This window comes from Labilithrix luteola (assembly GCF_001263205.1).
In the GTDB taxonomy this organism is placed as follows: Bacteria; Myxococcota_A; Polyangia; order Polyangiales; family Polyangiaceae; genus Labilithrix; species Labilithrix luteola.
Window position 1 is genome coordinate 7,621,944 of the sequence record NZ_CP012333.1, and the last position, 25,720, is coordinate 7,647,663.

Consider the following 25,720-nt stretch of genomic DNA (forward strand, 5'->3'; position numbering starts at 1 on the left):
GGCTAGTGAAAGCGGCCGCTTAGGCAAGCACCCGCGCCGGCCTCGAACAGCACGGCAGGAGGGCGGTAGACGGTGCGAAGCGGCTCGTCGACCTCGAACCTCGGCCGTTGGAAGGGCACAAGGAGGCTTCCCTCGAGCTCGAGGGACAGCCAGGGAGTGAGTGCGAAGCTCCCGCGGAGGGTAGCGGTGGCCGCCGACCAGAATGCGCTCGAGGAGCTGGCGCGCCGGAGCTCGGGCGTGTCGCCGGTGAGACTTCCGAGGTCGATGCCCGCGCACGGCGACAGGCCGAACCGGCCATCGGTGAAGCGTGCGCATCCCTCGACGCGCGCCGTGCGAAGGCGAAACGTCACGTCGCCGGTGCGCGCGGGGTGCTCGGAGAAGTCGACCCATCCCCACGAGAGACGCGCCGCAATGCCCGCGCCGCCTCGCGCGGGCGTGCGTGTCAGATCGACGAAGGCGCGTCCGCCCCAGGCGGCCCCTGGCGCATTCAGGTACGTGGCGCGAAAACCCGAACCGAGCGTCCAGTGCGCGCTCGGCCGATGCGCGATCGATGGACGTGGTGGAGCTTGCGGAGCGGGCGGCGAGGAAGACGGTTCGACGGGTGAAGTGGGGAGCTCCGGCTCCGGCGATGGTGGCGACACGCTCGGTGACGGAGGAGCGGAGGGCGCGGGCTCGGCGCCGGACGGAGCGAGCGCGATGGCCATGAACACCGCGAGCGACGTGCTCACGGCCTTGCACGTCGATGCGCGTATCTCGCGTTCGTTCGGCTCTCGACCTGCACCGCGCACCGTGAGCGTGCCGACGAAGACACCGCGTGCATCGCGCACGATGCGGACGTCGAACTGGCGCGTGTCGCCGCCGGCGGCCCATCCCGGGGAGACGCGCGCGCGAACCTGCTCTTCGAACTCGGCGCGTGAAGGACACGCGGCGGGGGCTTCGTAGTGGAGCTTGTCGCTCGGCTCTCCGTCGTCGGCGTGGGCGACGCCAGCGAATCCGACGGCGAGTGCGGATGAGCAGCCGAACATGAGGGCGGCAAGTCGACGTAGGCGGCTTCGGCGGGCGCGTTCTCTCGAGGAGATGCTCGACGGAATCCGCGCCATGGTCGACCTGGACACTAGAGCACCGAACAGTTTGCGGACCGAGTCTTTCCGCCTAGTTCCGAGCCGCGCGAGGAGCGACGACGAGGGATACTGGGGTATCTCGAGGAGGAGCGACGAAGCGCGGCGACGGAAATCGGCGGAAAGACGACGGGAGCAGGCTGTTCGGTGCTCTTGCGCATGTGGGCTCGAGCAAGGCGCTCGACGTGCGTCAGGCGCGTGCGACGAGCGTCCGGAGATCGCGCGCGTCGAAGGGCTTTTCGACGAGGCCGTTCGGAACGCGCAGGAGGAAGGCACGCACGTTCTCGTCGAAGCTGCCGCCGGTGAGGAAGACGAAACGGCGTGCGAGCTCGGGGCGCTGCTCGATGGCGCGCGTGTAGACCTCGACGCCCGTCATCTCGGGCATCATCAGGTCGCAGAGCACGATGTCCCATTCGCGCTCGGCGAGGAGCGGAAGGGCTTCGCGGCCACGGGCGACCGCGACCACCTCGTGCTCGCGGCCGAGGATGCGAAGGAGCGTGTGGCCGACTTCGACTTCGTCGTCGACGATGAGAACGCGCTTGCGACGCGCGGGCGGAGACGAAGGACGCGGGACGCGGGCATCGGCGCTCGAGGCGCCGCCCCCTCCCGGCGGTAGCAGCACGCGGAACGTGGTTCCTCCACCGACTTCGCTCTCGACCTCGATCGTTCCCCCGAAACCGGTGACGATCTTGTGCGAGATCGAGAGTCCGAGGCCGGTGCCGCTGCCGACCGCTTTCGTCGTGAAGAACGCGTCGAAGATGCGCGGCAAGTCCTTGGGCGCGATACCCGAGCCGGTGTCCTGCACGGCGGCGAACGCGCGTCCGTCGGGCAGGGTGCCGGTCATCAGGCGAATGCGATTGTCGTCGGCGCGTCCTGCGGGGATGGCCTGCGCGGCGTTCTGAATCAGGTTGAGGAAGACCTGGAGCAGGCGCGCTTCGTTCGCGTCGACGAGGGGAACCTCGCCGTAGTTCTTTTCGAGAACCGCGCGATGCCGGATCTCGTGGCGAACCATGTGGACGGCGGCGTCGAGAATGCGCGCCAGCGAGACCTGCGCGACCTCTTCTTCGTCGACACGCGAGAAGGCTTTGAGGTCTTTGACGATCTGCCGGACGCGCTCGGCGCCGTCGCGCGCGGCCTTGAGCGCCTTGTCGATTTCGAGGCGCGGCTCCTCGGGAAGGGCATCGGCGAGGGCCTCCGTCTCCTCCATCACGAAGTCGATGTTGCCGGCGATGAAGGCGAGGGGATTGTTGATCTCGTGGGCCACGCCCGCCGCGAGACTGCCCATCGTGGCAAGCCGATCGCTCAGCTGGAGCTGCGCCTGCGCCTTCTTCAGATCACGATCGTCGCGTGCGACGAGCACCAAGCCGACCGCTTCGCCATCGTCGCCGACACGCTGGGGCGAGGCGTTGACCGTGAGCGAGAGCGGATCGCCGGAGGCCGTTCGGAAGACGAGCGTTCGGCCTCGGACGGCGCCGTGCATCGCTTCGTCGGCCAGGCGCGTGGCGACCATCTGCTCGGAGGCGACGAGGAGCGAGCCGAGTCGCGCACCGACGACGGCCGAGCGATCGAGGCCGAGCATTCGGCAGAAGGCGCTGTTCGGGCGCTGGACGACGCTGCGGTAGTCGAGGAGCAAAACCCCGTCGACCATCGACTCGATCGTGGCTTCGAGGACCTCGCGTTGCTTGTGGAGCTCGGCGGCGGCATCGCCGAGCTCGGCGGCCATGTTATTGAAGAGGAAGGCGAGGACGTCGAGCGGATCGCCGCGTTCACTCCGCGGCACGCGCGCGGTGAAGTTGCCCGACGCGAGCTGGACGAACGCCTCGCTCAGCTGCGAGACGCCATGCTCCAGAGCCGCGCGGGACGCATCGCGCTCGTCGAGCAAGCGGCCGAGCTCTTCGGCGATCTGGTTGACGAACATCGCCAGCAGATCGGCCGTATCGCGCTTGTGATTCCGCGGGAGCCTGACCGTGAAGTCGGCGCGCGAAAGGCGGAGAAACGCCTCGATGAGCTCTTCGGTGATCTCCTTCGGAGGAATCGTCGCCTGGCTCATTCGAAACTCACACGCGCTTCTTGGACGCGAGAAATGCCCGCGAGCGGGGATTCTACACTTTGCCGCCGCGCGTGCGGTTCATCTCTTCGATCCACGGCATCGCTTCGGCGAGCGAACGGAACACGTTGGTCTCGATGCCCGGCTTGGCGAGGCCCGTGAACACGGACGCGCTCGCCATCGCGAAGAACGACTCGCCCACGAGCGCGTAGCAATTGGTGGGAACGCCGCGGGTTTCGTTCGCGTAGACGCTGCGTGCGCCGCTGTCCTGGACCACGATGGGGTCCATCCACACGATGACCGAGCCGCGCCGCCCCGTCTCCGTCCAGTGCTTCTTCTGGAAGGCCAAGCTCTCCCGCGCGGTCTGCTCGTTGTCCGTCGAGTCGACGTTGGGAACGATGACGAGGATGTCCTCGCGCATTTCGTAGAAGTCGGCGTTGCTGGTCGAGCCGAGCTTGCGCCACTCGGGGGCCGGAATCGTCATGTCGTTTGCTCCTGACGGTTGGCCGCGATGAGCTCGCTCGCCCACGCCCTGGCTTCGTCGAGGTTCTTGAACATCTTCACGGGGACCTTCGGCTTGCTGAGGCCGAGAAAGAACGAGCCCATCGCGCGCGAGAGCAAACTCCCTCCGACGAGGGCCGTGCCGAGCAGCACGTTCGGATCCGGTCGAGTTTGGTACACCCGGCGGGCATCCTTGTCTTGCGAGGCGAGGTTGTCGAAGAAGATGACGACGACCCCCGGCTTCGAAGTTCGAAAGTAACCGTTCTGGAAGACGACATTTTCCTCGGCCGTCGCGCCGTCGTCCTTCGAGCCGGGCAGGGGAACGCCTCCCAGGATGCGTTCTGCAACGGCGAAGTACCGCGTATTCGACGAATCCCCGATGTGCTTCCACCCCGCGGTGTTCGGGACATTCATGGCCCGCTCCTTCTCGTGACGTGCTCGCGCGGTCCGAACGTCGCCTCGACGTCGAACAGGTCGCGCAGCGGCTCCTCCATCAGGGAGGAGAGAATCTTGGTGATGCGCTCGGTGTCGAGGACGTACGCGCCCTCGTCGCGTTCCACCGTCCAGATGCCCGGGTGCTCGCGCTCGAGCGCCGAAACGAGCGCCTTGTGCGCGGCGACGGCGTGAGAAGCGCGGCTCGCGCGACGGAGCTCGTCGAGTCGTTCGAGGGCCGTGCGCAGCGTCTCTCGGAGCTCCTCTTTCTGCCACGGCTTGACGAGGTAGCGATGGACCTCACCGAGGTTGATGGCGGTCATCGCCGATTCGAGCGAGGCGTCGCCCGTGAGGAGGATGCGCACGACGTCAGGGCATTGCGCGCGGATCTTCGAGACGAGCGAGAGGCCGTTCATCTCGGGCATGTCGATGTCGGCGATGACGAGATCGACCCCGCCCTGCAGCACGATGCCGAGCGCCTCGAGCGGGCTCGTGGTGCCGACGAACTTGAACTTCTCGTGGCGCAGCGTGCGGCGCAGGCTTTCGACGACCTCGGGCTCGTCGTCGACGACCAGGATGGTGTGTTTCGCGTCGGTGCTCATCGCGGCAAGAACCTCGCGAAACCATCGCGCGCGAGCACACGTTCGACGCGTCGCAAATCGAAGAGCATTTCCTCGGCGGACTGGTAGCGCTCCGCGGGACGCTTGGCGAGGGCACGGAGGACGACGCCCTCGAGCGCGGCAGGCAGCGGGCCGTGTGGGCTCGTCATCGGCGGAGGATCGTCGTGGACGTGCTTCGCGAGGATGGCGACGAGGGAGCCGCCGGCGAAGGGGACCTTGCCCGTGAGCATGCGGTACATCACGCAGCCGAGCGCATAGATGTCCGTGCGCGCATCGACCGGCTCGCCGAGCCCTTGCTCGGGAGACATGTACGCGGCGGTGCCGACGACGCGCGAGGCGACGCCCTCGAGATCCTCGGCGTCCTTGTCGACGATCTTCGCCACGCCGAAGTCGCAGATCTTCGGCTGATCGCCGTCGCACACGAAGATGTTCGCCGGGGTGAGGTCGCGATGGACGACGCCCTGCGCGCTCGCGGCTTGGAGCGCCTCGGCGATGTGGACGGCGAGCGTGACGACGCGCGCGTGAGGCAGTGGCCCTTCGCGATCGAGCACGGTGGAGAGCGTGGGGCTATCGACGAGCTCCATGACGAGGTAGGCGCGCCCGTCGGGCATGGTGCCAAAATCGGTCACGTCGACGATGCCGGGATGACGCGCGCGGCACGCGGCGCGGGCCTCGATCACGAACTGCGACGTGAGCATCGGGTTGTCGCTCGCCAACGGGTGAAGGACCTTCACGGCGACGGGCTTGTCGAGGACCACGTGCTTGGCGAGGTAGACGACCCCCATGCCTCCGCGACCGAGCTCGCGATCGAGGCGGTACTTGCCGAAGTCGGCATCGGGGACGGCGACAGAATCGACCGGGGCCGGGGAGAACGTACCGGCGATCGTCGCGACGCGATGGACCTCGGCGGCGAGTCCGTGGTCGACCACACGCACGGCGACGAGCAGCTCGACGATAGGAGGCGCCGAGCCGGAATCGGGGCGCCGGAGGGAGACGCGCAGACGCCCGAGTTGGGAGGTCGAGGCACCGGGCGTGAGCTCGGCGAGGATCGCGAGGCGAGCAACGACGGCGTCACCGAGCGAGGCGGTGAGTCGCGTGCGCTCGCGATAGCCCTCGCCATCGTCGACGTGGACGACGTGGCCGGACGTACTCGGCTCGAGCGCGACGGCCCGCGGCTTCCCGCGGGTGACGAGGTGGATCAGCAGGTCCGCGGCCTCCACGGCGGTAAGCCGTGACGACGGCCCCGTCTCCCGGACCCCCGAATCGCCGCTCGTATCCACGTCTATCATTGGGAAACGGACCATCGGACCATGGAGGCGCGCCGGCGTCCATGCGGCCGTGACCGAAGCCGTTCAGCCTCGGCGTTTTCCGCGCAACCGCTTCCGAGTCCGCCCCGTCTGTCCCGTCTGTCCCGTCTGTCCCGTCTGCCTCGTCTCGCTCGCACCGAGCCGTTTCGACCACGTGGGCTTGGAGGCGCGCACGATGTCGAGAAACGCGCGAAGCGTCGCCGATGGATCGCGGTGCGAAGGGTAGTAGAACGCCAGGCCCGGGTACGGCGGCGTCCAATCCTCGAGCACCCGAATCAAACGGCCCTCGTGGACGAGCTCGCCCACGGACTCCTCGGTCACGAAGGCGAGTCCCCTTCCCGCGAGCGCGGCCTCCACCATCGACTCCGTCCCGTCGACCGTCAGCCGGCCGGTGACGTCCACGATGACCTCCTCCCCACGCCGCTCGAATTCCCACCGGAACGGAGCTCCGCTCGGCAGTCGTCCTCGAATGCACTCGTGCGCCAGCAGCTCCGATGGCGCCCGCGGCACCGGATGCGTCTCGAAGTAGCGCGGCGACCCCACGACGGCGAAGCGAAGCGCTGGTCCGAACGGAACGGCGACCATGTCGCGCGGTACGAACTCGGCGAGCCGCATGCCTGCGTCGAAGCCCTCGGCCACGATATCGACGAGTCGCCCTTCACTCACGATGTCGACCTGAACGTCGGGGTAGCGCTCGAGAAAGACGAGCACGATGGGCCCCAGGAAACGTCGCACGGCTCCCTCCGACGTGTTGATGCGGAGCGTCCCTCGAGGCGTGTCGGCGAGCGCATGCACGTCGTCCATCGCGTCGGCGATCTCGCGAAGCGCCGGCCGTACCCGCGCCAGGAATCGCTCCCCCACTTCGGACAAACGCACGCTGCGTGTGGTGCGATGGAGCAAGCGCACCCCCATCCGCTGCTCGAGCGCCGCGACGGCATGACTGAGCGCCGACGGCGACATCCCGAGCTCGACGGCGGCCAGGCGGAAGTTGCCGTGCGTGGCGATGGCCGCGATGGCGTTGAGCTCCAGCAGGCGCGCGGGCGTGCGCGATTGTACGAAATTCTTCACCATCACATGCGAGATTAGCGTGATTCTCGCAGCGTCGTTGCGTCGCTAGGTTGCCTTCATGAGCAACCCCAAGACCCTTCTCGTGACCGGTGCCTCTTCGGGGATCGGCAAAGCAACGGCCAGGCTCTTCGCGGAGCACGGCTGGAACGTGGTGGCCACTATGCGCAAGCCCGAGGCCTCCGAACCGCTCGGCCCTCCCGAACGCGTGTGGACCACGCGCCTCGACGTGCAGGATCGTGACAGCATCGCCGCCGCCGTCTCGGGTGGCCTCGAGCGCTTCGGATCCATCGATGCCCTCGTCAACAACGCCGGCTACGGCCTTTACGGCCTCTTCGAGACAATCCCGCGCGAGAAGATCCTCGAGCAGTTCGAGGTGAACGTCTTCGGCGTGATGGAGCTCACGCGGGCGCTTCTCCCGCACTTCCGTCAGAGCGGCGGCGGCACCATCGTCAACGTGAGCTCGGGCGCCGGCATGTTCACGCTCCCGATGCTCTCGCTGTATTGCGCGAGCAAGTTCGCGCTCGAGGGCTTCACCGAGGCGCTCGCCTACGAGGCCGCCTCGCAGAACGTCGCCGTGAAGCTCGTCATCCCGCACGGCGGAGTCTCGAGCACGCGGTTCGGCGAGCGCTCGGCGCAGGAGGCGCAGGAGCAGGTCGGCGAGCAGGACTCCTCGAACGAGGCCATCCAACGGGACTATGCCGCGTTCGTCGACGCGACGAACGCCAGCTTTGCCGCGATGCGTTCGGAGATCTCGATGAGCTCGCTCGACGTCGCGCGCGTCATTTTCGAGGCGGTGACGGACGGCAAGGATCAGCTTCGCTACCTCGTCGGCGGCGACGAGCGCGGATTCGTCAAGGCGCGTCGCGAGTTTACCGAGCGGGATTACGTCGCCTTCATGCGTTCGAGATTCCCGACGCCGAAGCGCGAGCGCAGTTGAGCTCCGACGCGCTGCAGCTGCGCTTTGTTCTTCGCGTTGCCGGCGTTCCCGGCATCGTGGTAGCCGTCTCGCGACGTGCCCAACTCCTACGCCCCCACCGCGGTCGATCCTGCTTCGGCTCTCATTCGTCTTCGTGAGGGCAACCGTCGGTTCGTGATGGGAGAAGGGCGAGCGACGCGGAGCTGGCATCCCGGGCTCGCCGACGGCCAATCCCCGTTCGCGGTGATTCTCGGTTGTGCCGATTCTCGCGCACCGGCCGAGTACGTGTTCGACCAAGGGCTCGGTGACCTGTTCGTCATTCGCGTGGCGGGCAACATCGTCGCGCCCTCGCTGATCGGCTCCGTCGAGTTCGCAGCAGGCAAGTTCGGCACACGCCTCGTGGTCGTCATGGGTCACACGAAGTGCGGTGCGGTCGGCGCCACGGTCGAAGCGCTCGAGGGCGGCAAGCCGAACTCGCCCAACATCCAGTCGATCGTCAAACGAATCACTCCGCACCTCGAAGCCATGCCGCCCACGCCGGGCGGCGATCGCGAGGCGCGCATGAACGAAGCGGTTCGCGTGAACGCGCTCGCCTCGGCGGCCGAGCTTCGTCGTTCGAGTCCGATTCTGCGCGAATTCGTCGAGTGCGGTCGCGTCGTCATCGTCGCCGCGGTCTTCGATCTCGCGACCGGCGTGGTGACGTTCCTCGACCAGGAATGACGAAGGCGCGCGGCGCACGGTCGTTCGCGCTGGCGCTCTTCTCGCATCGTCTCCCGACGGAACGATGCGACCCGCGAACTCCCTCAAGTCCTCCACGCGCTCGAGCTCGAAACGGCTCGTGACGCTTTCGGCGATGGCCCTGGTCGCGTGCTACGCGCGGTCCGCATCGGCGCAGTCGACCATGGCCACCACCACGCAGACGGCTCAGGTCTGGACGACGGATTCGGCACACACGCCCGTCGCGCCACTGTGGGGCGATCCGACGTACGCGCCGTTCCCCACCGGCTTCCGACGTCCGAGCGTGGCGGCCACCACGACCACGACGAGCGCGACCGCGCCCGGCGCTCAGGCCGCTCCCGGCGCCGAGCCCACGCAGATCGCGCGCGACTGGGCCGTCTACGGGAACCTCGGCGGCCAAACGAGCGTCACGCCCGGCATCGTGTTCGTCAGCGGCAACGTCGGCGGTTCGCTCAACGCGCGCCTCGGCTGGGGATTCGACACCGGACGCATCCTCTTCGTGCCGAACCTTCAGTTCGCGAGCTACTTCTACGAGACGACGGCCGTGGTCGCCATGGTGGCGACGAAGTTCGTGCTGCCCCTTCGAACCTGGTCGACGTTCGTCGAAGCGGGGATCGGCATGGGACACGTGGACAATCCGCAGAACACCGGTGCGGCCTACGTGGGCGGCGGTGGAGTCGTCTATCACCTGAGCCCGGTCCTCGCGGTGGGCGGCGAGATCCACTACCAGGGCATCTCGAGCGCGAGCTTCAATGCGCTCTCGCTCGGCCCCATGTTGTCGGCCGCTCTCTGAGCCGGCGTCACGCGCGGACGTTCGCGCGGTAGCGTATCGGCGTCGTCTTCTCCCAGACGTGGAAGGCGCGGGAGAACGAGTTGACCTCTTCGAAGCCGAGGAGAAACGCGATCTCTCCGGCGTCGAGCTCGGTCGTCTGGAGGAGCCTCCGCGCCGTCGCGCGGCGTACGTGGTCGAGCACTTCCTGGAAGTTCGTTCCGCTCTCCTCGAGCCGGCGCTGGAGCGTGCGTGCACTCATGCGCAGGTCGCGTGCGACGACTTGCAGTGTGGGACGACGCCCTCGCATGTTGCGCCCCACGACGTCGGCCACGCGGCTGGCGAGCGTGCCTCCGGACGGCTCCTCGTCGAGCCGCGCTTCGAGGCCCGGAAGCATGACGGCGAACAGATCGCCGTTCTCCGTGAGCATCGATTCGTCGAGCACCGAGGCCTCGAACGTCATCGCATTGCGCGTGCAGCCGAACTGGGGAAGGCAGCCGAAGTGCTCTTGCAGGAGAGCTCGTACCGCTGGCGGAGGCTCGGGCCTCGTGAGCTCGAGCCGCTTGGCGACGAGCCGCTTGCCCGTACCGTGTCGACCCAAGGCGAGCGTCGAGGCGAACGTTCCGTCGATCAAGAAAGGTGGCGGCGGCTCGTCGGCGAGCAGCCAATCCACGACGAGCGAGGCTTCGCTTCCCTTCGTTTCGAGCGCGAGATCCTCGGGGCAGATGAGCCGCTTGTAACGACCGAGAACCCGGATGGCCTCGCCATACGAGGGAGCGCAGAGCGCCGCGGCCGAGGCGATGTTCCAGCGCTCGGGAACGGAATCGCTGCCCACACGCAGCGCGAAGCCGGGCTCGCCTGCGATCTCTTCGACGGCTCGCCAGAGCGCGAAGAACTGCTTCGTCGTCAGGCGAGCCTTGGTGCTTTCGAAGAGCTCGTGAGGAACGTCGGGATGGCGTTCGAGCCGACGCAGATCCAGGCCGAGCGCCGAAAGGCGATGCAAAACGGCGCTCGCAACCGGAATGACGTCGGCCGTCATGTCATCCTCCGTTCGCTCGCGCGCCGTTGCCCCTGAGGGCGTCGACGAGCGCATCGAGCTTGCCTTGCTCCGGGGGCTCGGCGTCGGTCGTGAGGCTCAGCGACTTCCACTTCGCGTCTTCCTCGGCGCGTTTCGTCGCCATCAGGCCCGCGAAGTGAACCGCGTCGCTTCCGAGCAGAATGCGGAAGGGAGGAGAGTCCATTCCCGCGATCTCGAGAATCACCTTGGCGGCCTTCGCCGGATCGCCCACGGGAACGGTGGCCCCGTTGCGAACACGCTCGATGACGCGGCCGACGCTGGGCCGGTAGTCCTCGCGGACCTCGTCGATCGACATCGAGGAGCCTGCCCAGTCGGTGCGGAAGCCGCCCGGCTCGACGATGGTGACCTTGATGCCGAGCGGCATCACTTCGGTGTTCAAGACCTCCGAGAAGCCTTCCACGGCCCACTTGGCCGACTGATACGCGCCGAGGCCGGGCGTGCCCATGCGCCCGCCGATCGACGAGATCTGAATGATATGTCCCGAGCGCTGCGCGCGCAGGACCGGCAAGGCCGCGCGCGTGACGTTCACGACACCGAAGAAGTTCGTCTCGAACTGCGCGCGGAAGTCGTCTTCGCGCACGTCTTCGATCGAACCCATGTTGCCGTAGCCGGCGTTGTTGACCACGACGTCGAGCTTGCCGAACGTATCGACGGCAATGCGCACCGCCGCACGAGCTGCCTCGGCATTGGTGACGTCGAGCGCGTACGCGCGGATGCGGTCGCCGTACTTTTGCACGAGGTCGTCGAGCTGCTCGGGCTTGCGCGCCGTGGCAAAGACGCGGTGGCCGGCTTCGAGCGCGGCCGTGGCGATGTTGCGGCCGAGGCCGCGCGAGCTTCCGGTGACGAGCCATACCTTCGACATGGCGTTCTCCCTTTCGTGCGCCGACCATCCTCGGGGCGCAACGAAGAACCTAGGTCGCCCCGGAAAGCCGCGAAAATCCGATCGCGCCAAAGGGCTCATCGGATCGCGCCAACGTCGAAGAAGAGCTTCCTGAGGCCTCACGCGCTCCGTCGCGCTCGAACGTCGTGCTCGGGCACCGCGCCGCGAAAGGCATTCCGGTAGGCCCGCGGGCTCGTGCCCACCACCCGCTGGAAGCGCAGGCGAAATGTCGTGGCCGAGCCGAAGCCGGCGCTGGTGGCGATGCGTTCGATCGACGAAGGCGTAGTCTCGAGGAGCTGCTGCGCATGTCGAACGCGCGCGCGCAGCAGCCAGCCGAGGGGCGTCGTCCCCGTCTGCTCGCGAAAGCGACGGCTCAAGGTCCGCAGACTCATGCCCGCGCGTCGAGCGATGTCGTCGAGGGACACCTTCTCTTGGAGATTCTCGGCGAGCCAGCGCAGGACGGGCTCGAGCGACGCGCCCTCCTCGGCTGAGGGAGGCTCGTGCACGATGAACTGGGACTGACCGCCGGCTCGTTCGAGCGGCATCACGGCGAGCTTCGCCACCGCAGCGGCCACCGAGGCGCCGTGATCCGTGCGCACGATGTGCAGGCACAGGTCGAGGCCGGCGGCGGCGCCTGCCGAGGTCAGCACGTTGCCCTCGTCCACGTAGAGCACGTGGGGATCGACGTGGATCGCCGGATAGCGCCGTGCGAGCTCGCTTGCCGCGAGCCAGTGCGTGGTCGCACGGCGGCCGTCGAGGAGACCCGCCGCGGCGAGGATGAACGCGCCCGAACAGATCGACGCGATGCGCGCGCCTCGCGCCGAGGCCTTCTGCAACGCCTCGAGCACGGCGCGAGGAACCGGCTTCGAAACATCCGCCACGCCGGGCACGACGATCGTGTCGGCACGCCCGAGCTCGTCGAGGTCGTAAGGCGCGCGAAGCTCGAAGAGGCCCGTCTCGGCACGTCGTTTCGGCGCGCAGATGCGAACGTCGTACGCCGCTCGAGCGCGCGCCGGATCGCGCCCGATGCGAGCTCGTCCGAACACCTCGCCCGGAGTCGCCAGGTCGAAGGGGACGACGCCGTCCATGGCGAGAACTGCGAGAACCGCCGCTCGATGCATGGCCACAACGTAGCTCATCGGTTGGATTCTGCCGTTGGCCGAAAGTGGTCGAAGATTGTCGATCTTGCCACTCGTTCGCCGCGCCGGGCCGTGGCACTGTGCGCGCCGATGGTAGCCGGCGTGCTCTATCGGATCGTTCTCGTTCTGAAGCTCGTCTCCGTGCTCGCGTACGGCGGCGGTCTCGTCGCGGCGTTCGTGGCGTCGGCCCCGGAAGAGCGACGTCGCGCAGTCCACAAGGTTGCGTCGCCCGCGCTCCTCGCCATCTGGGTGACGGGCTACGGCCTCGCGTCGATGCTCCGCATCTCGCTGATGGAGCTCTGGCTCCTCGGGTCGCTCGTCTTGTCGCTCGCCTCGCAGATTGCGCTCGTGCGCGCCGTGGCGAAGCCGGAGCGGTCGCGGGCCGACTTCTGGGCGGCTACGGTGCCGCTCGTTCTCGTGGTCATGCTGATGGTTTTCCGCCCCACCTGGGATCTCTTGAGGTCACGATGACTGTCATTCGTCAGCTGAGGCTCGTTGCGTTGCTCGAAGGGCTCTCGCTCGGCCTTCTCGTCTTCGTGGGCATGCCGCTCAAGTACGCGCTCGGCATGCCGCTGTTCGTGCGGATCATGGGCAGCGTCCACGGCATTCTGTTCGTTACGTTCGTCGCCACGCTCTACCGCACCGCCCTCGAACACGCATGGCCGCGCCGCCGTTCGCTGGCCGCGCTCGGCTGGTCGTTCGTACCGTTCGGCGCATTCGTGCTCGATCGCTCGCTGCGAAACGAGCCGAGCGCCGCCGAGGCCAAGCGCGACTGAGCAGCCTTCCGATGTGGAATCTCTCGCCCGCGTGGGACGACGAAGAGGCGCTGGCGCGAGTCTTTCGTGCGGCCGCGCCGTTTCCACATCTCGTGTTCGACGACTTCGTCGACCAGGCCGCCCTCGATGATCTCTTGGCAGCCCTCGAAGAGGAGCCCGTCGACGATTGCCAAGGCGACATCTTCTGGTTCGAGGGCTCCTCGCCCGAACCACGCACGGATGCGTTCCGCCGCTTGCGCGATTCGTTCGCCGAGGCTCTCGCGCCGCGTCTTTCGCGCATCTCCGGCAAGGCCCTCTCCCGCGCCGACATGCGCGCGTACGCCTATCGACCGGGCCATTACCTGCTTCCGCACAACGACCATCAGCAGCACGTCGGCCGCGTGCTCGCGTATGCCTACTACCTGCCGTCGCCCGAGCCGCCCGAGGGCGGTGAGCTCGAGCTCTTTCGATGCACGATGGACGGGCGCGACGTCGTGCGCACGGAGAGCGCGAAGATCATCGCACCGGTGCCGAATCGTCTCGTCGTCTTCGAAGTGAGCGACGCCTCGCTCCACCAGGTGAGGGAAGTGATGGCGGGGCTCCGGGCCTCGCTCGCCGGATGGTTCTATCCGTGAGCACTCGCGAAGCGTGGTCGTCGACGCCGCTGCCGGCGGTGATCGTCCCCGACGTCATCGGCGCTTCGCTCGCCGCGTCGGTCCGTCGTTCGCTCGAAGAGCTCGGCTACGAACGCTACGCGCTTGTCGATCGGGGGAGCTACGACCACGTTTCGTCTCCACCGCTCGCCGAGCTCCTCGAAGCGCTGCGCGGAGTGGCGAGTGAGATCACCGGGCGCTCGCTCGCCGTCTCCGAGGCTCGCGCCCTTCGCCTCTTGCCCGGTGACTATGTCCTCGTGCGCCACGACCGCGTCTACGACGATCGCCCGGTGGAGCTCGTGCTCGATCTCTCGGCCGAGGTGGTGCCGCGTGCCGAGGTCCATTATCGGCATCGCGGCCAGGTGTTCTTCACGGCTCCCTCGTCACCGGGCTCGATGTCGCTCGTCGAACGTGGCCCCACGGTGATGAGCAACCACACCTACGTGAGCAAGCGCTTTGCCTCGGCCTCCGTCGTGCGCCTGATGGCTCTCCTCCGGGGGGCCTAGAGCCAATGCCGTTCGGATAATCAGAATTTTCACAGGAAGGTCGGAAGATCGGAAGGTTTTATTATCGCCCCGCGTAAAGCGCCAAACTGCGGTTGCGAGGGAATTGAATGCCCCGATGCCGACGCGGCGTGGCGCGATTTGCCGGCTCACCGCCCCAAAAACTTCCGCCCTTCCGCCCTTCCTGTGAAAAATCTCGGGGTGAATCCATCGGTATTTGACGGAAGTCTGTTTGTCCGAACGGCATTGGGCGTAGAGCTCACATCACTCGCCCTTGCGACGTTGCTGCCTCGCGCTCGACTGCGCCATTTCTGACGGCCGGAGGTTCCGACGCGTCCGGAGGGCTTCCGACGCGCCTTGGAAGATCGGAATTGCGGCCGGAGAGCCCTTCGACGCGAAGAAAACGCGCTCCGGTGCGGCGTTGGACGTCAGAGGGCGCATCCCCGAAGGCCTCAACTGCGTGAAATCACATCTCCGGCGGGCGCGTCGGAGCCCTGGGAGCGCGTCGGAAGCTTCGAGGATGGGCCCCCTGGCCCTCGGGCCCGCGCCGGAAGGGATCGCGGACGCGTCGAGAGGCCGGCGCGACGCGAAGGGAGCACTGCGCGCCGCGATTGGGGGCTTCATGGGCGCGTCGAAGCGTCGGTACGGACGCCGCTGCGGTCGGCCGCCGCCGCATTGCAGCGCAACTCCGTTGCGCTGATTGAATCGTCAAAACGGAGTCCGCGACAAACTTGTGCAACGGACCGAGGATTTCGGGGCCCTCGCCCATCGTGGGCCCCGGAATTCTCGGTCCATGCAAGTGGTCGCCGCAGGAGGTCTGCTCAGGTCTCGCGTTCGAACCGTCCTCGGCGACCTCTCCCGAGCGCGAGGAAGGCGAGGGCGGTGACGCCCATGAAGATCCCGAGGGGCAAGAGCGCGGGGGCGACCCAACTCGCCAAGGCCCCGAGGCCGAAGAGCGAGAGGTAGGCCGCGAGGCACATCGGGCACTTCGGGGCGAGAATGGCGAGGACGCTCGCGAGCAGGCCCAAGAGCGAACCGGCTCGACCCGCGACGCGTCGCTTCGTCTGGACGCTCTCGTCTCGCGGACGATCCGAGGAGCTCTGCGAGCAAGGGCATTCAGGGCTCATAGCGATCCCAGTGACGGAGCCAGAACGCGCGCTTTCCGTTCTCGTCGCGTCCTTTCGGAACCAAATCGAGATACTGGTACGTGGCGTTCATGCCTTCGATGCCACGGCCGAAGGTCGAGTACGTGTGGAAGATGGCGCCGCTCGGATCTTTGTAGAAGACGCTGATGCCCGGCATGTCCGAGATCGGCGGCTTCATGAGACCGTAGTTGTACGTGCCCGTTCCTTTTTCGACCTCCTCGGGCGTGAACGACACGGAGAAGTCATGGTTGAAGCTGCTTCCCGCGGTCGAATACCAGGGAAACGTCCAGCCCATGCGCTTCTCGAACGCCGCGAGCTTCTCGGAGGGCGCGCGCGAGATCGCGACGAACGTGATGTCGCGTTGCTTCAAATGGACGACGGAGCGCTCGAAGTTGTCCGCCCAGAAGGAGCAGCTCTTGCAGCCCTCCTCCCATTCGGGCGCGAACATGAAATGATAGACTAGGAGCTGGCTACGGCCCTCGAAGAGGTCCGCGAGCTTCGCCTTCCCCCGAGGTCCCTCGAAACGGTAATCCTCTTCCACCCGAACCCACGGCAAGTTCCGGCGCTTCTCGCTCAGACGATCGCGCAAATGCGTCATCTCTTTCTCTTCGTTCAAGAACTCCTTTCGTGCTCGGAGCCATTCGGATCGCGTTACGACCGGGTGATTGTTCGTGTTCGTCGTCATGCGGACAAGATGACGCCCCTCGCGCGAGCGCGGGAGTTACAACGGTGACGGGATTCCGATGGACTCGCTGATCACCGCTGCCGCGCACGCGCTCGCTGCAGGCGATCCGCTCGGCGCGCTCAAGCGCGTCGCCTTGCGCGAAGACCCTCCGGCGCTCGCGCTGCGAGGCATCGCGATGGCGCAGCTCGGCGATCTGAGCCGTGCGCGCGAGCTCCTGAAGCGTGCGGCGCGGGCCTTCGGGCCGAGGGAAGCGATGGCCCGTGCGCGCTGCACGTTGGCCGAATGCGAGGTGGCTCTCGCTTCGCGAGATCTCGATTGGCCGAGCAAGGAGCTGGCGGCGGCGAGGCAGATCCTCGAGACGCATGACGATCGGCACAACGTGGCGCTCGCCCGCTCGCTCGAAAGCCGGTGGTTCCTTCTCTTGGGCCGACTCGACGAAGCCCAAGCGGCGCTCGCGGCACTCGACGGGTACGATCTCGCGCCTCCGCTGCGCGTCACGTGCGAGCTCGTGGTCGCCACGATTGCGATGCGCCGCTTGGAGACCAGGCCTGCGAGCCAAGCGATTGCCCGTGCGCGGTCGGCGGCGGGTCGCACGGGCATTCCGGCGCTCGCGGCCGAGGTCGAGACCATGGCTCGCGCCCTCGAGATTCCCGCGGCGCGTCTGCTCTCGAAGGGGGAGGAGCGCGCCCTGGTCCTAGCCGACGTAGAGTCCCTCCTCGGCTCTGACGCGCTCGTCGTCGACGCGTGCCGTCACGTCGTGCGCGAGGACGAACGCATCCTGTCGCTCGCCGGTCGGCCCGTGCTCTTCGCTCTCGCGCGCACGCTCGCCGAGGCGTGGCCGTCGGACGTCTCGCGCGACGAGCTGGTTCGTCGAGGATTCGGAGGCCGTCGCGTGGACGAGTCGCATCGCGCGCGGCTTCGCGTGGAGATGGGGCGCCTGCGCAAGATCCTCTCGCCCGTGGCCGACGTGCGGGCCACGGCACGCGGGTTCGTGCTCGAAGCGAAGCGAGCGAACGACGTGGTGGTTCTCGCGCGCCCCGTCGAGGAAGAGCATTCGACGGTCCTCGCCTTGCTCGCGGACGGCGAGGCCTGGTCGAGCTCGGCGCTCGCCCTGGCCATGGGATCGAGCCAGCGAACCGTTCAGCGTGCGCTCGATACGCTCCTAGCCGCGGGCAAGGTCCAGGCGTGGGGGCATGGTCGAGCTCGACGTTGGACCGCTCCGCTCGTGCCGCCGTTCACGGCCCCGACGACGAACGCATTCACGACGATGTTGTTACTCCCGTCCCATCTACCGATTGATTAGGTGTTCGATATGGCCAACCGCCCCGCCGAAGTCGTTCGTGAATATGGTCCGTTCCCTGGTGTCGAGCAGGTCAATGGCGTGAGCTATGACGGGAAAGACGTGTGGTTCGCCACCGGCGATCAGCTCGTCGCGCTCGAGCCCAAGGACGGAACGCTCGGTCGTTCGCTCGCGGTCCCCAGCCACGCCGGAACCGCTTTCGATGGTCGCCACTTCTTCCAGATTGCCGAAGCGCACATCCAGAAGATCGACCCTGCGACCGGTCGTGTCGTCTCCACCATCCCCGCGCCTGGTGGAGGGGGAGATGCCGGGCTCACGTGGGCCGAGGGAACGCTTTGGGTGGGCCAGTACCGCGATCGGAAGATTCATCAAATCGATCCGGAGACTGGCAAGGTCCTTCGTACGATCGAATCGAACCGCTTCGTCACGGGCGTCACCTGGGTCGACGGCGAGCTCTGGCACGCCACGTGGGAAGGTGACGAGAGCGAGCTGAGACACGTGGACCCGCGTACGGGCGAAGTGATCGACACGCTCGAAATGCCCACCGGCGCCCACGTCTCCGGGCTCGAGTCGAACGGCAACGATCTGTTCTATTGCGGGGGCGGCAAGAGCGGCAAAGTGCGCGCCGTCCGCCGCCCCCGACGCTGATCTCAGGGGCGGAGCGGCGGCGACGTGAACGACCGTCGCTTGTCCGCGATGCACTGCAGGAGCTTCGTGAAGGAGTCGACGAACGACGCGACCCCTTCCGTCTCGAGCTGCGCCGCGACCTCTTCGAAGTCGATGCCGTGGCGCGCGAGCAGCTCCATCTGCGCATGCGCCTGGCCGAGGTCGCGACGAATGCGCGGCTCCGGCTGCCCCTGCTCGGTGTACGTGCGGAACGTCTCGGGCGTCACGGTGTCGACCGTGCGCGGGCCGATCAGGGCCTCGACGTACAGGAGCGGCGGATAAGCGGGATTCTTCGTCGAGGTGGAGGCCCAGAGCAGCCGCGCGGGGCGAGCGCCCTTGTCGGCCAGGGTCTTCCAGCGTTGACTCGCCAGGATCGTCTCGTACTCCTCGAAGGCGAGCTTGGCGTTCGCGATGGCGATCTTGCCCTTGAGCGAGAGTGCGTCGCCCGGCACGGTAAGTCCGTCGAGCGCCTTGTCGACCTTGGTGTCCACGCGCGAGACGAAGAAGCTCGCGACGGAAGCGATGCGGTCGATCGGCTCGCCACGCGAAACTCGATGCTCGAGCGCGCGAAGATGCGCTTCGATGATCTCGCGATAGCGCGACACCGAGAACAGCAAGGTCACGTTGATGTTGATGCCGTGCGTGAGGCAGCTCTCGATGGCGCGTAGCCCCGCGCGCGTCCCCGGAATCTTCACCATGAGATTCGGTCGATTCACCGCGCCCCACAGGCGGGATGCCGCCTCGATGCTCGCCGCGGTCTCTCCGGCGAGCGTGGGCGCCACCTCGATCGACGCGAACCCGTCGGCGCCGTCTGAACCGTCGTAGACCGGGCGGAGCTTGTCGCACGCCAGGGTCAGGTCACGAACCATCAGCCGCTCGAGCACGCTCGCGTCGGACTCGGAAGCCGCGGCCGATCGGATCGCGGTGTCGTAGTCGCTGGAGCCCGAGATCGCTTTCTGGAAAATGGTGGGGTTCGAGGTCATGCCTCGTAGGCCCTCGCTGATCAACTGCTCGAGCTCACCGGAAGTCAGCAGCTTCCGATCGAGGAAATCGAGCCAAACGCTTTGTCCCAGGTCCTCGAGACGATGGATTCGGCTCTTCATGGTCTTCTCTCCTCGATGAGTTGCGCAGTTGAGCGTGCGTGAGCGTACGAAGGCGACGAGCCACCGGCGCGTACGTTTCTTTCGACGTGCACCGAGCGTGCCGCGGCGCGCATCGTGCAGGGCCGTGGATGAACGTAGGCCATTCGGAGGAAACACCTGACCGGAGGAGAACCATGCCGGAGAAGAAGACGCGCGCACGCGCCCGGCGCGACAAGGCCGAGGGAAAGTCCCCATCGACGCTGGCCGGCGAGTTCGTGCGTGAGGAGATCGAGCACGTCCGCGAGGGCAAGCACGGAGCGGCGTCGGCGAAGCAAGCAATTGCGATCGGCTTGTCGAAGGCACGTCGCGCGGGCGTCGAGCTTCCTGTTCCCAAGGAGGGGAAGACGTCCGAGACGACACGACGTCGCGCATCCCGCGACTACGCAAGAGGTCACGGAGCGCCTCCGAAGCGCCAGGCGACGCGCAAGCGCGCCAAGGCTTCGCTCGATGCTCTCGAACGTGAGGGAAAGGCCGCGGCGACGCCGCGTGCGCTGGCACGTCAGGCGAAGTCGGCCGCTTCGCGCCGGACGACCGCCGAGCGCTCGGCGGCGGCGAAAAAGGCGGTCCGAACCAAGGGCCCGGCACGTCGCTCGGCCGCGGCCAAGAAGGCCGTCCGAAGCAAGGGCGCGGCCGGACGGTCCGCGTCTGCCAAGAAGGCCGCGCGAACCCGAGCCAAGCGCGCTGCCGACGAATGAGGTCGCGACCTCTCGGCAGGGCGGCCGCGGCGAATCACGTTTCGTCGCGGCCGTGCACCGCGGACGGCGGAGACGTGGCCTCGATGACCGTGAACGGCGCGATGACGTGGTAGTGATGGCGTGCGTGGCGCGGCACGACGTAGGAATCGCCGGGGTCGAGGCGGACGACTTGTCCCTCGATGTGGAGCTCGGCACGTCCGCTGAGCACGTAACCGACGACCTCGTAGTCGCGCTCGGACACGGGCGAGTCGCCCGGGGCCTCGTGCTCCCACAGGCGCATTGCGACGCGGACGCCGCCGGCTAGGTACTTTTGTCCCTGGGTTCCTCGGGGGAATGCGACGAGTCGACCTTGATGACCGTGCTGTCGTGCGGTGAAGGCCGCTCTCGCGGCGGTTGGGGTTTGTTCGAAGGGGCGTGGGTTGTTTCCTGACGGGCCGACATGGCCAAGGTGAAAGCATCGCGCGATCCACGATCCGCGCTGGGCTCACCGGGCTTTCGTGGCCAGAGCCCGCAGTTCGGCGTGCGACATGCACGTGCGGCGGTTCATGGCCCGCATCAACCGCGGCGGGCGCGGACTCTCGAAGGAGCGCCTTCGTGTGCTCGAGAAGGCGAAAGACGAGCTTCGTGAACTCTATGGTCGTCCACTTGCGACGAAGAAGGCTGCCGCATGATGAAGAAGATCACGCCCGAGGTTACCGAACTTGCCGCGCAGCTCCGTGTCGACAGCGTTCGCTCGTCGACGGCGGCGGGATCCGGCCATCCGACGTCGAGCTTGTCGGCGGCGGACCTGATGGCGGTCCTGATGCAGGACTTCTTGCGCTGGGACGTTCGCAACCCGAAGAACCCGAACAACGACCACCTGATTTTCTCGAAGGGGCACGCTTCGCCGCTGCTCTACGCGATGCTCAAGGCGGTCGGTGTCGTGTCGAATGCGGAGCTTCTCACGTTCCGCCGATTCGGTAGTCGTCTGCAGGGGCATCCCGTGCCACCGCTGCCGATGGTCGACGTCGCCACCGGTTCGCTCGGGCAGGGGTTACCCGTCGGCGTGGGCATCGCGCTGTCGGGCAAGTACCTCGAGAACGCGCCGTATCGGGTTTGGGTGCTCCTCGGCGACAGCGAGATGTCCGAAGGATCCGTCTGGGAAGCCTTCGATCACGCGCGTTACTACAGGCTCGGCAACCTGATCGCCATTCTCGACATGAATCGGCTCGGCCAACGCGGGCAGACGCCGCTCGGTTGGGATGCGCCTGCCTACGCCGAGCGCGCGCGTGCGTTCGGATGGCGCGCGATCACCATCGACGGGCACGATCCGATCGCGATTGACGAGGCCTATGCCGAAGCGGTGCACGAGACGGAGCAACCGACGCTCATCGTTGCGCAGACGGTGAAGGGCAAGGGCGTCTCCCTGGTCGCGAACAAAGAGGGATGGCACGGCAAGGCGCTCGATCAGGAACAGTGCGCGGCTGCCATCGCCGAGCTCGGCGGCCTGCGCAATGCCGTCATCGAGCTCCACGCGCCTCCACCGATTTCGACCGAGCCGCCCGGCATCACTCCATCGGCGAAGCCGCTGAAGCTTCCGCTCGAGGAGGTCGGCGCGAAGGTGGCCACGCGCAAAGCCTACGGTGACGCGCTGGCCGCTCTCGGAGCCGCTCGCTCGGACGTCGTCGTGCTCGACGGCGAGGTGAGCAACTCGACGTACGCGGAGATCTTCAAGAAGGCGTTTCCCGAGCGCTTCTTCGAGATGTTCATCGCCGAACAGCAGATGGTCGCGGCCGCGGTGGGAATGAACGTTCGCGGGCGCGTAGCCTTCGCGTCGACCTTCGCCGCCTTCCTCTCGCGCGCATACGACTTCATTCGCATGGCCGCCGTCTCGCGCGCGAACGTGCGTCTCTGCGGTTCGCACGCGGGCGTGTCGATCGGCGAAGACGGTCCTTCGCAAATGGGCCTCGAAGATCTGGCGATGATGCGTGCCGTCGAAGGCAGCACCGTGCTCTATCCTTCCTGCGCGAACCAGACCGCGAAACTCGTCGCCACCATGGCCGACATCCCGGGCATCTCGTACCTCCGCACGACGCGTGAGAAGACGCCGGTGCTCTACGCGGCGAACGAAGATTTCCCCGTCGGCGGGAGCAAGGTGCTGCGTCAATCACCGCGCGACCGCGTCACCATCATCGGCGCCGGCATCACCCTCCACGAAGCGCTGGCGGCGAGCGATCGGCTCGCGAAGGAAGGCGTACCCGCGCGTGTCATCGACGCCTACTCGGTCAAGCCCATCGACGACGAAGGAATTCGAGCGGCGGTCGAGGCGACGGCCGGCGCGGTGGTCGTGGTCGAAGATCACTGGGCCGAAGGCGGCCTCGGCGACGCGGTGCGTGAGTGCCTCGGCGGCGAAGATCCCGTGTTCGCGCGCGTGATCCATCTGGCGGTGCGCGCCATGCCGAGCTCCGGCACTCCGCAGGAAACGCTCCGAGCCGCGGGGATCGATGCGGACGCCATCGTTCACGCCGTGCAACGCGTCCTCGAGACCGGAGCCGAGGAACGCCTCTGCTACCTGTGCGGAGCGCCGGCGTCGTGGCAGATCGCGGTGGCCGGCGAAGACGAGCCCTCGACCGAGGAAGACGCGTGCGAGGTCCACGCGCGAGGGCATCGCCACCTCGCGCACGTCCACGCGCACGAGGCGCACCAGCATGGCCGGCACCCGAATTGAGCGCGAAGGTTCAGGGCCACTTGTCGCGATTCGGCGAGACGAGCGTGGGAGGGCGCTCGTCCGACGGCTCGTGGCGAGCCATGCGCCTCGCGTTCTCGGCCCCCGCATCGAGCACGCGGAGGAGATCGCTCCGCGTGACGATGCCGACGAGCCGATGATGATCGACGACGGGGAGACACCCGATGCGCCGCTCGCGCACGAGATGGACTGCATCGCCGAGGCTCATGTCGGGCTTCACCACGACGGCGTCGGCGTGCATGAGCTCGCCGACCGTGCGCCTCAGTCGAACGAGGCCACCGTCCGTGCCGCCGAGATCGCGGTCCGAGATCACACCGACGATGTCCGCGCCGAGAAGCACGACGGCGTGACGCACGCCCGCATCGAGCATCTCCGCCAGGGCATCGCTCGCGGGCTGGGCCGTGGTGAGCGTGAGCACCGGCGTCGTCATGACGTCACGAAGCGAAACGCTCGAGGCCTTCTTTGGGCGACGAGCGGACTTGCGTGCGCGGGGAAGGGCGTGCTTGCCGCTGCTGGCGAGCGTCATGATCGTTCGCCGAGCAACCCTCGTGCCCATTCGTGAAGTCGAGCATCGCGCAGCTGCTCCGTTCCGCCTGGCATGCGAACGGCGTATCGTGCGCTCACGATGAGTGATCCCGCGCCGCTGACTGGTCCCGATCTCGACAAGGGCGTTCCTGCGAGCTCGCTCGCCGAGGGCAAGCCCTTGCTTGGCCACGCCGGCGGTGAAGCCGTCATGCTCGTGAAGGCCGAGGGCAAGGTCTACGCGACCGCCGCCACGTGTTCGCACTACGGAGGCCCGCTTGCCGAAGGACTCGTCGTGGGCGGCAAGGTGCATTGCCCCTGGCACCACGCGTGTTTCGACCTCGAGACAGGCCTCGGCCTGGGGCCTGGCCTCACGCCCATCGCGTGCTTCGACGTGGTGGATCAGGGCGGCCTCGTGAGCGTGCGCAAAAAGCGCGACCCGTACCAGGCCAAGCCCGCGCCCGGGCCGAGCTCCGTCGTGATCGTCGGTGGCGGCGCGGCCGGAGCCGCCTGCGCCGAGACGCTTCGACGGCACGGCTACCAAGGCCCGATCACGCTCCTCGCCAACGAGCCGCCGGGGCCGGTCGATCGACCGAACCTCTCGAAGGACTACCTCGCGGGCAACGCGCCTGAAGAATGGATCCCGCTCCGCGACGCCGCGTTCTACCAGGAGATCAAGGTCGACTTCGTCCTCGGCGATGCCGTGACGAGCATCGACACGAAGGCCCGCTCGGTGACGCTCGCGAACGGCAAGACCGTCTCGTACGGCGCGCTCCTTCTCGCCACGGGCTCCGAAGCGCGGAGGCTTCCGATTGCGGGGGCCGACGGCCCGCACGTCTACACGCTCCGCACGTTGGCGGACTCGCGCGCGATCATCGCGAACGCCAAGGAAGGCACGCAGGCCGTCGTCATCGGATCGAGCTTCATCGGTCTCGAGGTCGCCGCCTCGCTTCGCGCAAGGAACGTCCGTGTCGAGGTGGTGAGCACCGACGCGGCTCCGCTCGCGCGCATCGTCGGCGACAAGATCGGCACGTTCGTGCGTTCGCTCCACGAGGCGAAGGGCGTGAAGTTCCATCTCGGTCGTAAGCCCGTGAAGATTGGTCAGGGCGTCGTCGAGCTCGACGACGGCACTTCGTTGGCGGCCGACCTCGTCGTTCTCGGTGTCGGCGTGCATCCGCGAACGGCCCTTGCCGAAGCGGCGGGCCTCGACGTCGCGCACGGCGTCGTGGTCGACCAGCACCTGCGCACGAGCGCCTCCGACGTCTACGCGGCGGGCGACATCGCCTCGTATCCGGATCCGTGGTCGGGCGCGCGCGTGCGCATCGAGCACTGGATGGTGGCCGAAAGGCAGGGCCAGGGCGTGGCGCGCGCGATGCTCGGAATCGGTGGCCCGTATCGCGACGTACCGTTCTTCTGGAGCGCGCACTACGAGACGACCCTCAACTACGTGGGGCACGCCGAGGGTTGGGACAACATCCTCGAGGGCGGAAGCCTGGAGAGCGGCCGGTACGTGGCCGGATTCGAGCGCCGAGGGAAGGTTCTCGCCGCCGTCACCGTGGGCGACGATCACCGTTCGCTCGAAATCGAAGCGGCCATGCAGGCCGGTGACGCGGCGAAGGTCGCGTCGCTCATTCGCTGAGCGTTCGTTTCACACGTAGGGCGTGTCGGCGAAGCCCGCCGCCACGCTCCTGAAGCACCGCTCGAGGAGCGCCACGAAGGCTTTCCTGGCGCGTGCGCTACTCTCGCCGGCGCGGACGCGGCGCAATCCTTCGGCATAGGCGACGGTCCCTGCCGACGCGATCATGCCGGCGAGGAGTTTGGCTCGCGGGTCGGGCTTGCGCCCACCCGCGCTCGCCACGAGGAGCTCGGCGAGATCGCGCTCGAGCTCGCCGCGCATCTCCCGCGCACGCATCGTGAGCGCGGCGCTGTCGGTCACGGTTTTCCAGAAGCCTGCGATGCCGGCGTCGAACTTCGCGAACGGATGCCTCTCTTCGACGAGGCGGCGCACGAGGCTCCGCAGGGCCGAAAGCGGGGAGGTGCCTTTGCGACGCTCGAGCAGAGCCTGTCGAATGAGCTCCCGACTCTCCTCGTCGCGGTCGAAGAACATGTCTTCCTTCCGCGGGAAGTAGTTGAACACGGTCATCTTCGAGACGTTCGCCGCCTCGGCGACCTCGAGGACCGTGACCGCGTCGAAGCCACGCATCATGAACAGAGCGGTGGCGACGTCGGAGATCCTCTTACGGGTTTCGCGCTTCTTCCGCTCGCGGAGGCCGCCTTCGTCCTGCACACCAAAACTTTAGACCAAACTTAAAGTTG

At 67.3% G+C, this 25,720-nt stretch carries 28 protein-coding genes and 1 pseudogene; 13 read left to right on the plus strand and 16 right to left on the minus strand.

What is annotated here, in order from left to right; all coding sequences use genetic code 11:
* Positions 1-2 precede the first annotated feature (2 nt).
* From AKJ09_RS33105 to AKJ09_RS33135, 7 genes are all read right to left on the minus strand, one after another.
* Complete coding sequence (locus AKJ09_RS33105) at positions 3-1,025, minus strand: hypothetical protein (RefSeq protein ID WP_146651851.1); 1,023 nt, start codon at positions 1,023-1,025, stop codon at positions 3-5.
* A 283-nt stretch (positions 1,026-1,308) separates the two neighbouring features.
* Entirely contained in the window at positions 1,309-3,168 is a 1,860-nt protein-coding gene (locus AKJ09_RS33110) for a hybrid sensor histidine kinase/response regulator (RefSeq protein WP_146651852.1), read from the minus strand.
* A gap of 52 nt (positions 3,169-3,220) precedes the next feature.
* Positions 3,221-3,649, minus strand: coding sequence for a DUF7793 family protein (locus AKJ09_RS33115; RefSeq protein WP_146651853.1), 429 nt, complete (start codon positions 3,647-3,649; stop codon positions 3,221-3,223).
* On the minus strand, positions 3,646-4,080 hold the full coding sequence (locus AKJ09_RS33120; RefSeq protein WP_146651854.1) for a DUF7793 family protein: 435 nt from the start codon (positions 4,078-4,080) through the stop codon (positions 3,646-3,648). The genes AKJ09_RS33115 and AKJ09_RS33120 overlap by 4 nt, the downstream gene beginning before the upstream one ends.
* Complete coding sequence (locus AKJ09_RS33125) at positions 4,077-4,700, minus strand: response regulator (RefSeq protein WP_146651855.1); 624 nt, start codon at positions 4,698-4,700, stop codon at positions 4,077-4,079. Before AKJ09_RS33125 ends, AKJ09_RS33120 begins: the two co-directional genes overlap by 4 nt.
* The gene (locus AKJ09_RS33130; protein ID WP_146651856.1) at positions 4,697-6,007 is read right to left on the minus strand and encodes a serine/threonine-protein kinase; all 1,311 of its coding nucleotides are present in this window, start codon (positions 6,005-6,007) and stop codon (positions 4,697-4,699) included. Before AKJ09_RS33130 ends, AKJ09_RS33125 begins: the two co-directional genes overlap by 4 nt.
* Positions 6,008-6,070: 63 nt before the next feature.
* Positions 6,071-7,096: a LysR family transcriptional regulator gene (locus tag AKJ09_RS33135; protein WP_146651857.1), complete on the minus strand. Its 1,026-nt coding sequence runs from the start codon at positions 7,094-7,096 to the stop codon at positions 6,071-6,073.
* A gap of 55 nt (positions 7,097-7,151) precedes the next feature.
* On the opposite strand from AKJ09_RS33135, the gene AKJ09_RS33140 reads away from it, so the two are divergent.
* The 3 genes from AKJ09_RS33140 to AKJ09_RS33150 all read left to right on the plus strand — a co-directional run bounded on the left by AKJ09_RS33140 (position 7,152) and on the right by AKJ09_RS33150 (position 9,540).
* A complete protein-coding gene (locus AKJ09_RS33140) occupies positions 7,152-8,030 on the plus strand; it encodes an SDR family oxidoreductase (protein ID WP_146651858.1) in 879 nt (292 codons plus the stop codon).
* A gap of 75 nt (positions 8,031-8,105) precedes the next feature.
* Positions 8,106-8,729 (plus strand): carbonic anhydrase, encoded by a 624-nt coding sequence (locus AKJ09_RS33145; protein ID WP_240488672.1) that lies wholly within the window; start codon positions 8,106-8,108, stop codon positions 8,727-8,729.
* 64 nt (positions 8,730-8,793) lie between these two features.
* Entirely contained in the window at positions 8,794-9,540 is a 747-nt protein-coding gene (locus tag AKJ09_RS33150) for a hypothetical protein (protein WP_146651859.1), read from the plus strand.
* A 7-nt stretch (positions 9,541-9,547) separates the two neighbouring features.
* Here the strand turns inward: AKJ09_RS33150 and AKJ09_RS33155 are convergent, their stop codons facing one another.
* From AKJ09_RS33155 to AKJ09_RS33165, 3 genes are all read right to left on the minus strand, one after another.
* Entirely contained in the window at positions 9,548-10,555 is a 1,008-nt protein-coding gene (locus AKJ09_RS33155) for an AraC family transcriptional regulator (protein ID WP_169928064.1), read from the minus strand.
* Position 10,556: 1 nt separating this feature from the next.
* Positions 10,557-11,456: an oxidoreductase gene (locus tag AKJ09_RS33160; protein ID WP_146651861.1), complete on the minus strand. Its 900-nt coding sequence runs from the start codon at positions 11,454-11,456 to the stop codon at positions 10,557-10,559.
* A gap of 137 nt (positions 11,457-11,593) precedes the next feature.
* On the minus strand, positions 11,594-12,613 hold the full coding sequence (locus tag AKJ09_RS33165) for a GlxA family transcriptional regulator (RefSeq protein ID WP_420814263.1): 1,020 nt from the start codon (positions 12,611-12,613) through the stop codon (positions 11,594-11,596).
* A 102-nt stretch (positions 12,614-12,715) separates the two neighbouring features.
* On the opposite strand from AKJ09_RS33165, the gene AKJ09_RS33170 reads away from it, so the two are divergent.
* The 4 genes from AKJ09_RS33170 to AKJ09_RS33185 are packed head-to-tail and all read left to right on the plus strand — an operon-like array spanning position 12,716 to position 14,527.
* Positions 12,716-13,084, plus strand: a complete 369-nt coding sequence (locus tag AKJ09_RS33170; RefSeq protein ID WP_240488673.1) for a hypothetical protein — start codon at positions 12,716-12,718, stop codon at positions 13,082-13,084.
* Entirely contained in the window at positions 13,081-13,389 is a 309-nt protein-coding gene (locus AKJ09_RS33175; protein WP_146651863.1) for a DUF3817 domain-containing protein, read from the plus strand. Before AKJ09_RS33170 ends, AKJ09_RS33175 begins: the two co-directional genes overlap by 4 nt.
* Positions 13,390-13,400: 11 nt before the next feature.
* A complete protein-coding gene (locus AKJ09_RS33180) occupies positions 13,401-14,003 on the plus strand; it encodes a 2OG-Fe(II) oxygenase (RefSeq protein WP_169928065.1) in 603 nt (200 codons plus the stop codon).
* A complete protein-coding gene (locus AKJ09_RS33185; RefSeq protein WP_146651865.1) occupies positions 14,000-14,527 on the plus strand; it encodes a hypothetical protein in 528 nt (175 codons plus the stop codon). The genes AKJ09_RS33180 and AKJ09_RS33185 overlap by 4 nt, the downstream gene beginning before the upstream one ends.
* Positions 14,528-15,345: 818 nt before the next feature.
* Here the strand turns inward: AKJ09_RS33185 and AKJ09_RS33190 are convergent.
* A complete protein-coding gene (locus tag AKJ09_RS33190; RefSeq protein WP_169928066.1) occupies positions 15,346-15,552 on the minus strand; it encodes a hypothetical protein in 207 nt (68 codons plus the stop codon).
* An 88-nt stretch (positions 15,553-15,640) separates the two neighbouring features.
* Positions 15,641-16,354, minus strand: a complete 714-nt coding sequence (locus AKJ09_RS33195) for a DUF899 domain-containing protein (protein WP_146651867.1) — start codon at positions 16,352-16,354, stop codon at positions 15,641-15,643.
* A gap of 58 nt (positions 16,355-16,412) precedes the next feature.
* Here AKJ09_RS33195 and AKJ09_RS33200 point away from each other — a divergent pair, with 58 nt between their 5' ends.
* Together AKJ09_RS33200 and AKJ09_RS33205 are read left to right on the plus strand one after the other, a co-directional pair.
* Positions 16,413-17,657, plus strand: coding sequence for a helix-turn-helix domain-containing protein (locus AKJ09_RS33200; RefSeq protein WP_146651868.1), 1,245 nt, complete (start codon positions 16,413-16,415; stop codon positions 17,655-17,657).
* 9 nt (positions 17,658-17,666) lie between these two features.
* Positions 17,667-18,302, plus strand: coding sequence for an NHL repeat-containing protein (locus AKJ09_RS33205; protein ID WP_146651869.1), 636 nt, complete (start codon positions 17,667-17,669; stop codon positions 18,300-18,302).
* A 2-nt stretch (positions 18,303-18,304) separates the two neighbouring features.
* On the opposite strand, the gene tal is transcribed toward AKJ09_RS33205, so the two are convergent.
* The gene (tal, locus tag AKJ09_RS33210) at positions 18,305-19,423 is read right to left on the minus strand and encodes a transaldolase (RefSeq protein ID WP_146651870.1); all 1,119 of its coding nucleotides are present in this window, start codon (positions 19,421-19,423) and stop codon (positions 18,305-18,307) included.
* 173 nt (positions 19,424-19,596) lie between these two features.
* Between tal and AKJ09_RS33215 the strand changes: the two genes are divergently transcribed.
* Positions 19,597-20,157: a DUF6496 domain-containing protein gene (locus tag AKJ09_RS33215; protein WP_146651871.1), complete on the plus strand. Its 561-nt coding sequence runs from the start codon at positions 19,597-19,599 to the stop codon at positions 20,155-20,157.
* 34 nt (positions 20,158-20,191) lie between these two features.
* Here AKJ09_RS33215 and AKJ09_RS55130 read toward each other — a convergent pair.
* Positions 20,192-20,511: pseudogene (locus tag AKJ09_RS55130) on the minus strand (cupin domain-containing protein).
* Between the two features lie 191 nt (positions 20,512-20,702).
* Between AKJ09_RS55130 and AKJ09_RS33225 the strand changes: the two are divergent.
* Positions 20,703-20,828: a DUF3175 domain-containing protein gene (locus tag AKJ09_RS33225; RefSeq protein ID WP_240488676.1), complete on the plus strand. Its 126-nt coding sequence runs from the start codon at positions 20,703-20,705 to the stop codon at positions 20,826-20,828.
* Positions 20,825-22,864, plus strand: coding sequence for a transketolase (locus AKJ09_RS33230; protein ID WP_146651873.1), 2,040 nt, complete (start codon positions 20,825-20,827; stop codon positions 22,862-22,864). The genes AKJ09_RS33225 and AKJ09_RS33230 overlap by 4 nt, the downstream gene beginning before the upstream one ends.
* Before the next feature lie 10 nt (positions 22,865-22,874).
* On the opposite strand, the gene AKJ09_RS33235 is transcribed toward AKJ09_RS33230, so the two are convergent.
* A complete protein-coding gene (locus AKJ09_RS33235; protein WP_169928067.1) occupies positions 22,875-23,408 on the minus strand; it encodes a CBS domain-containing protein in 534 nt (177 codons plus the stop codon).
* A 72-nt stretch (positions 23,409-23,480) separates the two neighbouring features.
* On the opposite strand from AKJ09_RS33235, the gene AKJ09_RS33240 reads away from it, so the two are divergent.
* Positions 23,481-25,043 (plus strand): FAD-dependent oxidoreductase, encoded by a 1,563-nt coding sequence (locus AKJ09_RS33240; protein WP_205633876.1) that lies wholly within the window; start codon positions 23,481-23,483, stop codon positions 25,041-25,043.
* 9 nt (positions 25,044-25,052) lie between these two features.
* Here AKJ09_RS33240 and AKJ09_RS33245 read toward each other — a convergent pair whose 3' ends face one another.
* Positions 25,053-25,691 carry a TetR/AcrR family transcriptional regulator gene (locus tag AKJ09_RS33245; RefSeq protein WP_240488677.1) on the minus strand — a complete coding sequence of 213 codons (639 nt, stop codon included), beginning with the start codon at positions 25,689-25,691 and terminating at the stop codon, positions 25,053-25,055.
* Positions 25,692-25,720: the final 29 nt, after the last annotated feature.

Excerpts from the sequence above, each read along its gene's own strand:
- AKJ09_RS33105 (WP_146651851.1), bottom strand. The coding sequence starts at position 1,025 with ATGTTCGGCTGCTCATCCGCACTCGCCGTCGGATTCGCTGGCGTCGCC.
- AKJ09_RS33110 (WP_146651852.1), bottom strand. The coding sequence starts at position 3,168 with ATGAGCCAGGCGACGATTCCTCCGAAGGAGATCACCGAAGAGCTCATC.
- AKJ09_RS33115 (WP_146651853.1), bottom strand. The coding sequence starts at position 3,649 with ATGACGATTCCGGCCCCCGAGTGGCGCAAGCTCGGCTCGACCAGCAAC.
- AKJ09_RS33120 (WP_146651854.1), bottom strand. The coding sequence starts at position 4,080 with ATGAATGTCCCGAACACCGCGGGGTGGAAGCACATCGGGGATTCGTCG.
- AKJ09_RS33125 (WP_146651855.1), bottom strand. The coding sequence starts at position 4,700 with ATGAGCACCGACGCGAAACACACCATCCTGGTCGTCGACGACGAGCCC.
- AKJ09_RS33130 (WP_146651856.1), bottom strand. The coding sequence starts at position 6,007 with ATGATAGACGTGGATACGAGCGGCGATTCGGGGGTCCGGGAGACGGGG.
- AKJ09_RS33135 (WP_146651857.1), bottom strand. The coding sequence starts at position 7,096 with ATGGTGAAGAATTTCGTACAATCGCGCACGCCCGCGCGCCTGCTGGAG.
- AKJ09_RS33140 (WP_146651858.1), top strand. The coding sequence starts at position 7,152 with ATGAGCAACCCCAAGACCCTTCTCGTGACCGGTGCCTCTTCGGGGATC.
- AKJ09_RS33150 (WP_146651859.1), top strand. The coding sequence starts at position 8,794 with ATGCGACCCGCGAACTCCCTCAAGTCCTCCACGCGCTCGAGCTCGAAA.
- AKJ09_RS33155 (WP_169928064.1), bottom strand. The coding sequence starts at position 10,555 with ATGACGGCCGACGTCATTCCGGTTGCGAGCGCCGTTTTGCATCGCCTT.
- AKJ09_RS33160 (WP_146651861.1), bottom strand. The coding sequence starts at position 11,456 with ATGTCGAAGGTATGGCTCGTCACCGGAAGCTCGCGCGGCCTCGGCCGC.
- AKJ09_RS33165 (WP_420814263.1), bottom strand. The coding sequence starts at position 12,613 with ATGAGCTACGTTGTGGCCATGCATCGAGCGGCGGTTCTCGCAGTTCTC.
- AKJ09_RS33175 (WP_146651863.1), top strand. The coding sequence starts at position 13,081 with ATGACTGTCATTCGTCAGCTGAGGCTCGTTGCGTTGCTCGAAGGGCTC.
- AKJ09_RS33180 (WP_169928065.1), top strand. The coding sequence starts at position 13,401 with ATGTGGAATCTCTCGCCCGCGTGGGACGACGAAGAGGCGCTGGCGCGA.
- AKJ09_RS33195 (WP_146651867.1), bottom strand. The coding sequence starts at position 16,354 with ATGACGACGAACACGAACAATCACCCGGTCGTAACGCGATCCGAATGG.
- AKJ09_RS33200 (WP_146651868.1), top strand. The coding sequence starts at position 16,413 with ATGGACTCGCTGATCACCGCTGCCGCGCACGCGCTCGCTGCAGGCGAT.
- AKJ09_RS33205 (WP_146651869.1), top strand. The coding sequence starts at position 17,667 with ATGGCCAACCGCCCCGCCGAAGTCGTTCGTGAATATGGTCCGTTCCCT.
- tal (WP_146651870.1), bottom strand. The coding sequence starts at position 19,423 with ATGAAGAGCCGAATCCATCGTCTCGAGGACCTGGGACAAAGCGTTTGG.
- AKJ09_RS33215 (WP_146651871.1), top strand. The coding sequence starts at position 19,597 with ATGCCGGAGAAGAAGACGCGCGCACGCGCCCGGCGCGACAAGGCCGAG.
- AKJ09_RS33225 (WP_240488676.1), top strand. The coding sequence starts at position 20,703 with ATGGCCCGCATCAACCGCGGCGGGCGCGGACTCTCGAAGGAGCGCCTT.
- AKJ09_RS33230 (WP_146651873.1), top strand. The coding sequence starts at position 20,825 with ATGATGAAGAAGATCACGCCCGAGGTTACCGAACTTGCCGCGCAGCTC.
- AKJ09_RS33235 (WP_169928067.1), bottom strand. The coding sequence starts at position 23,408 with ATGACGCTCGCCAGCAGCGGCAAGCACGCCCTTCCCCGCGCACGCAAG.
- AKJ09_RS33240 (WP_205633876.1), top strand. The coding sequence starts at position 23,481 with ATGCGAACGGCGTATCGTGCGCTCACGATGAGTGATCCCGCGCCGCTG.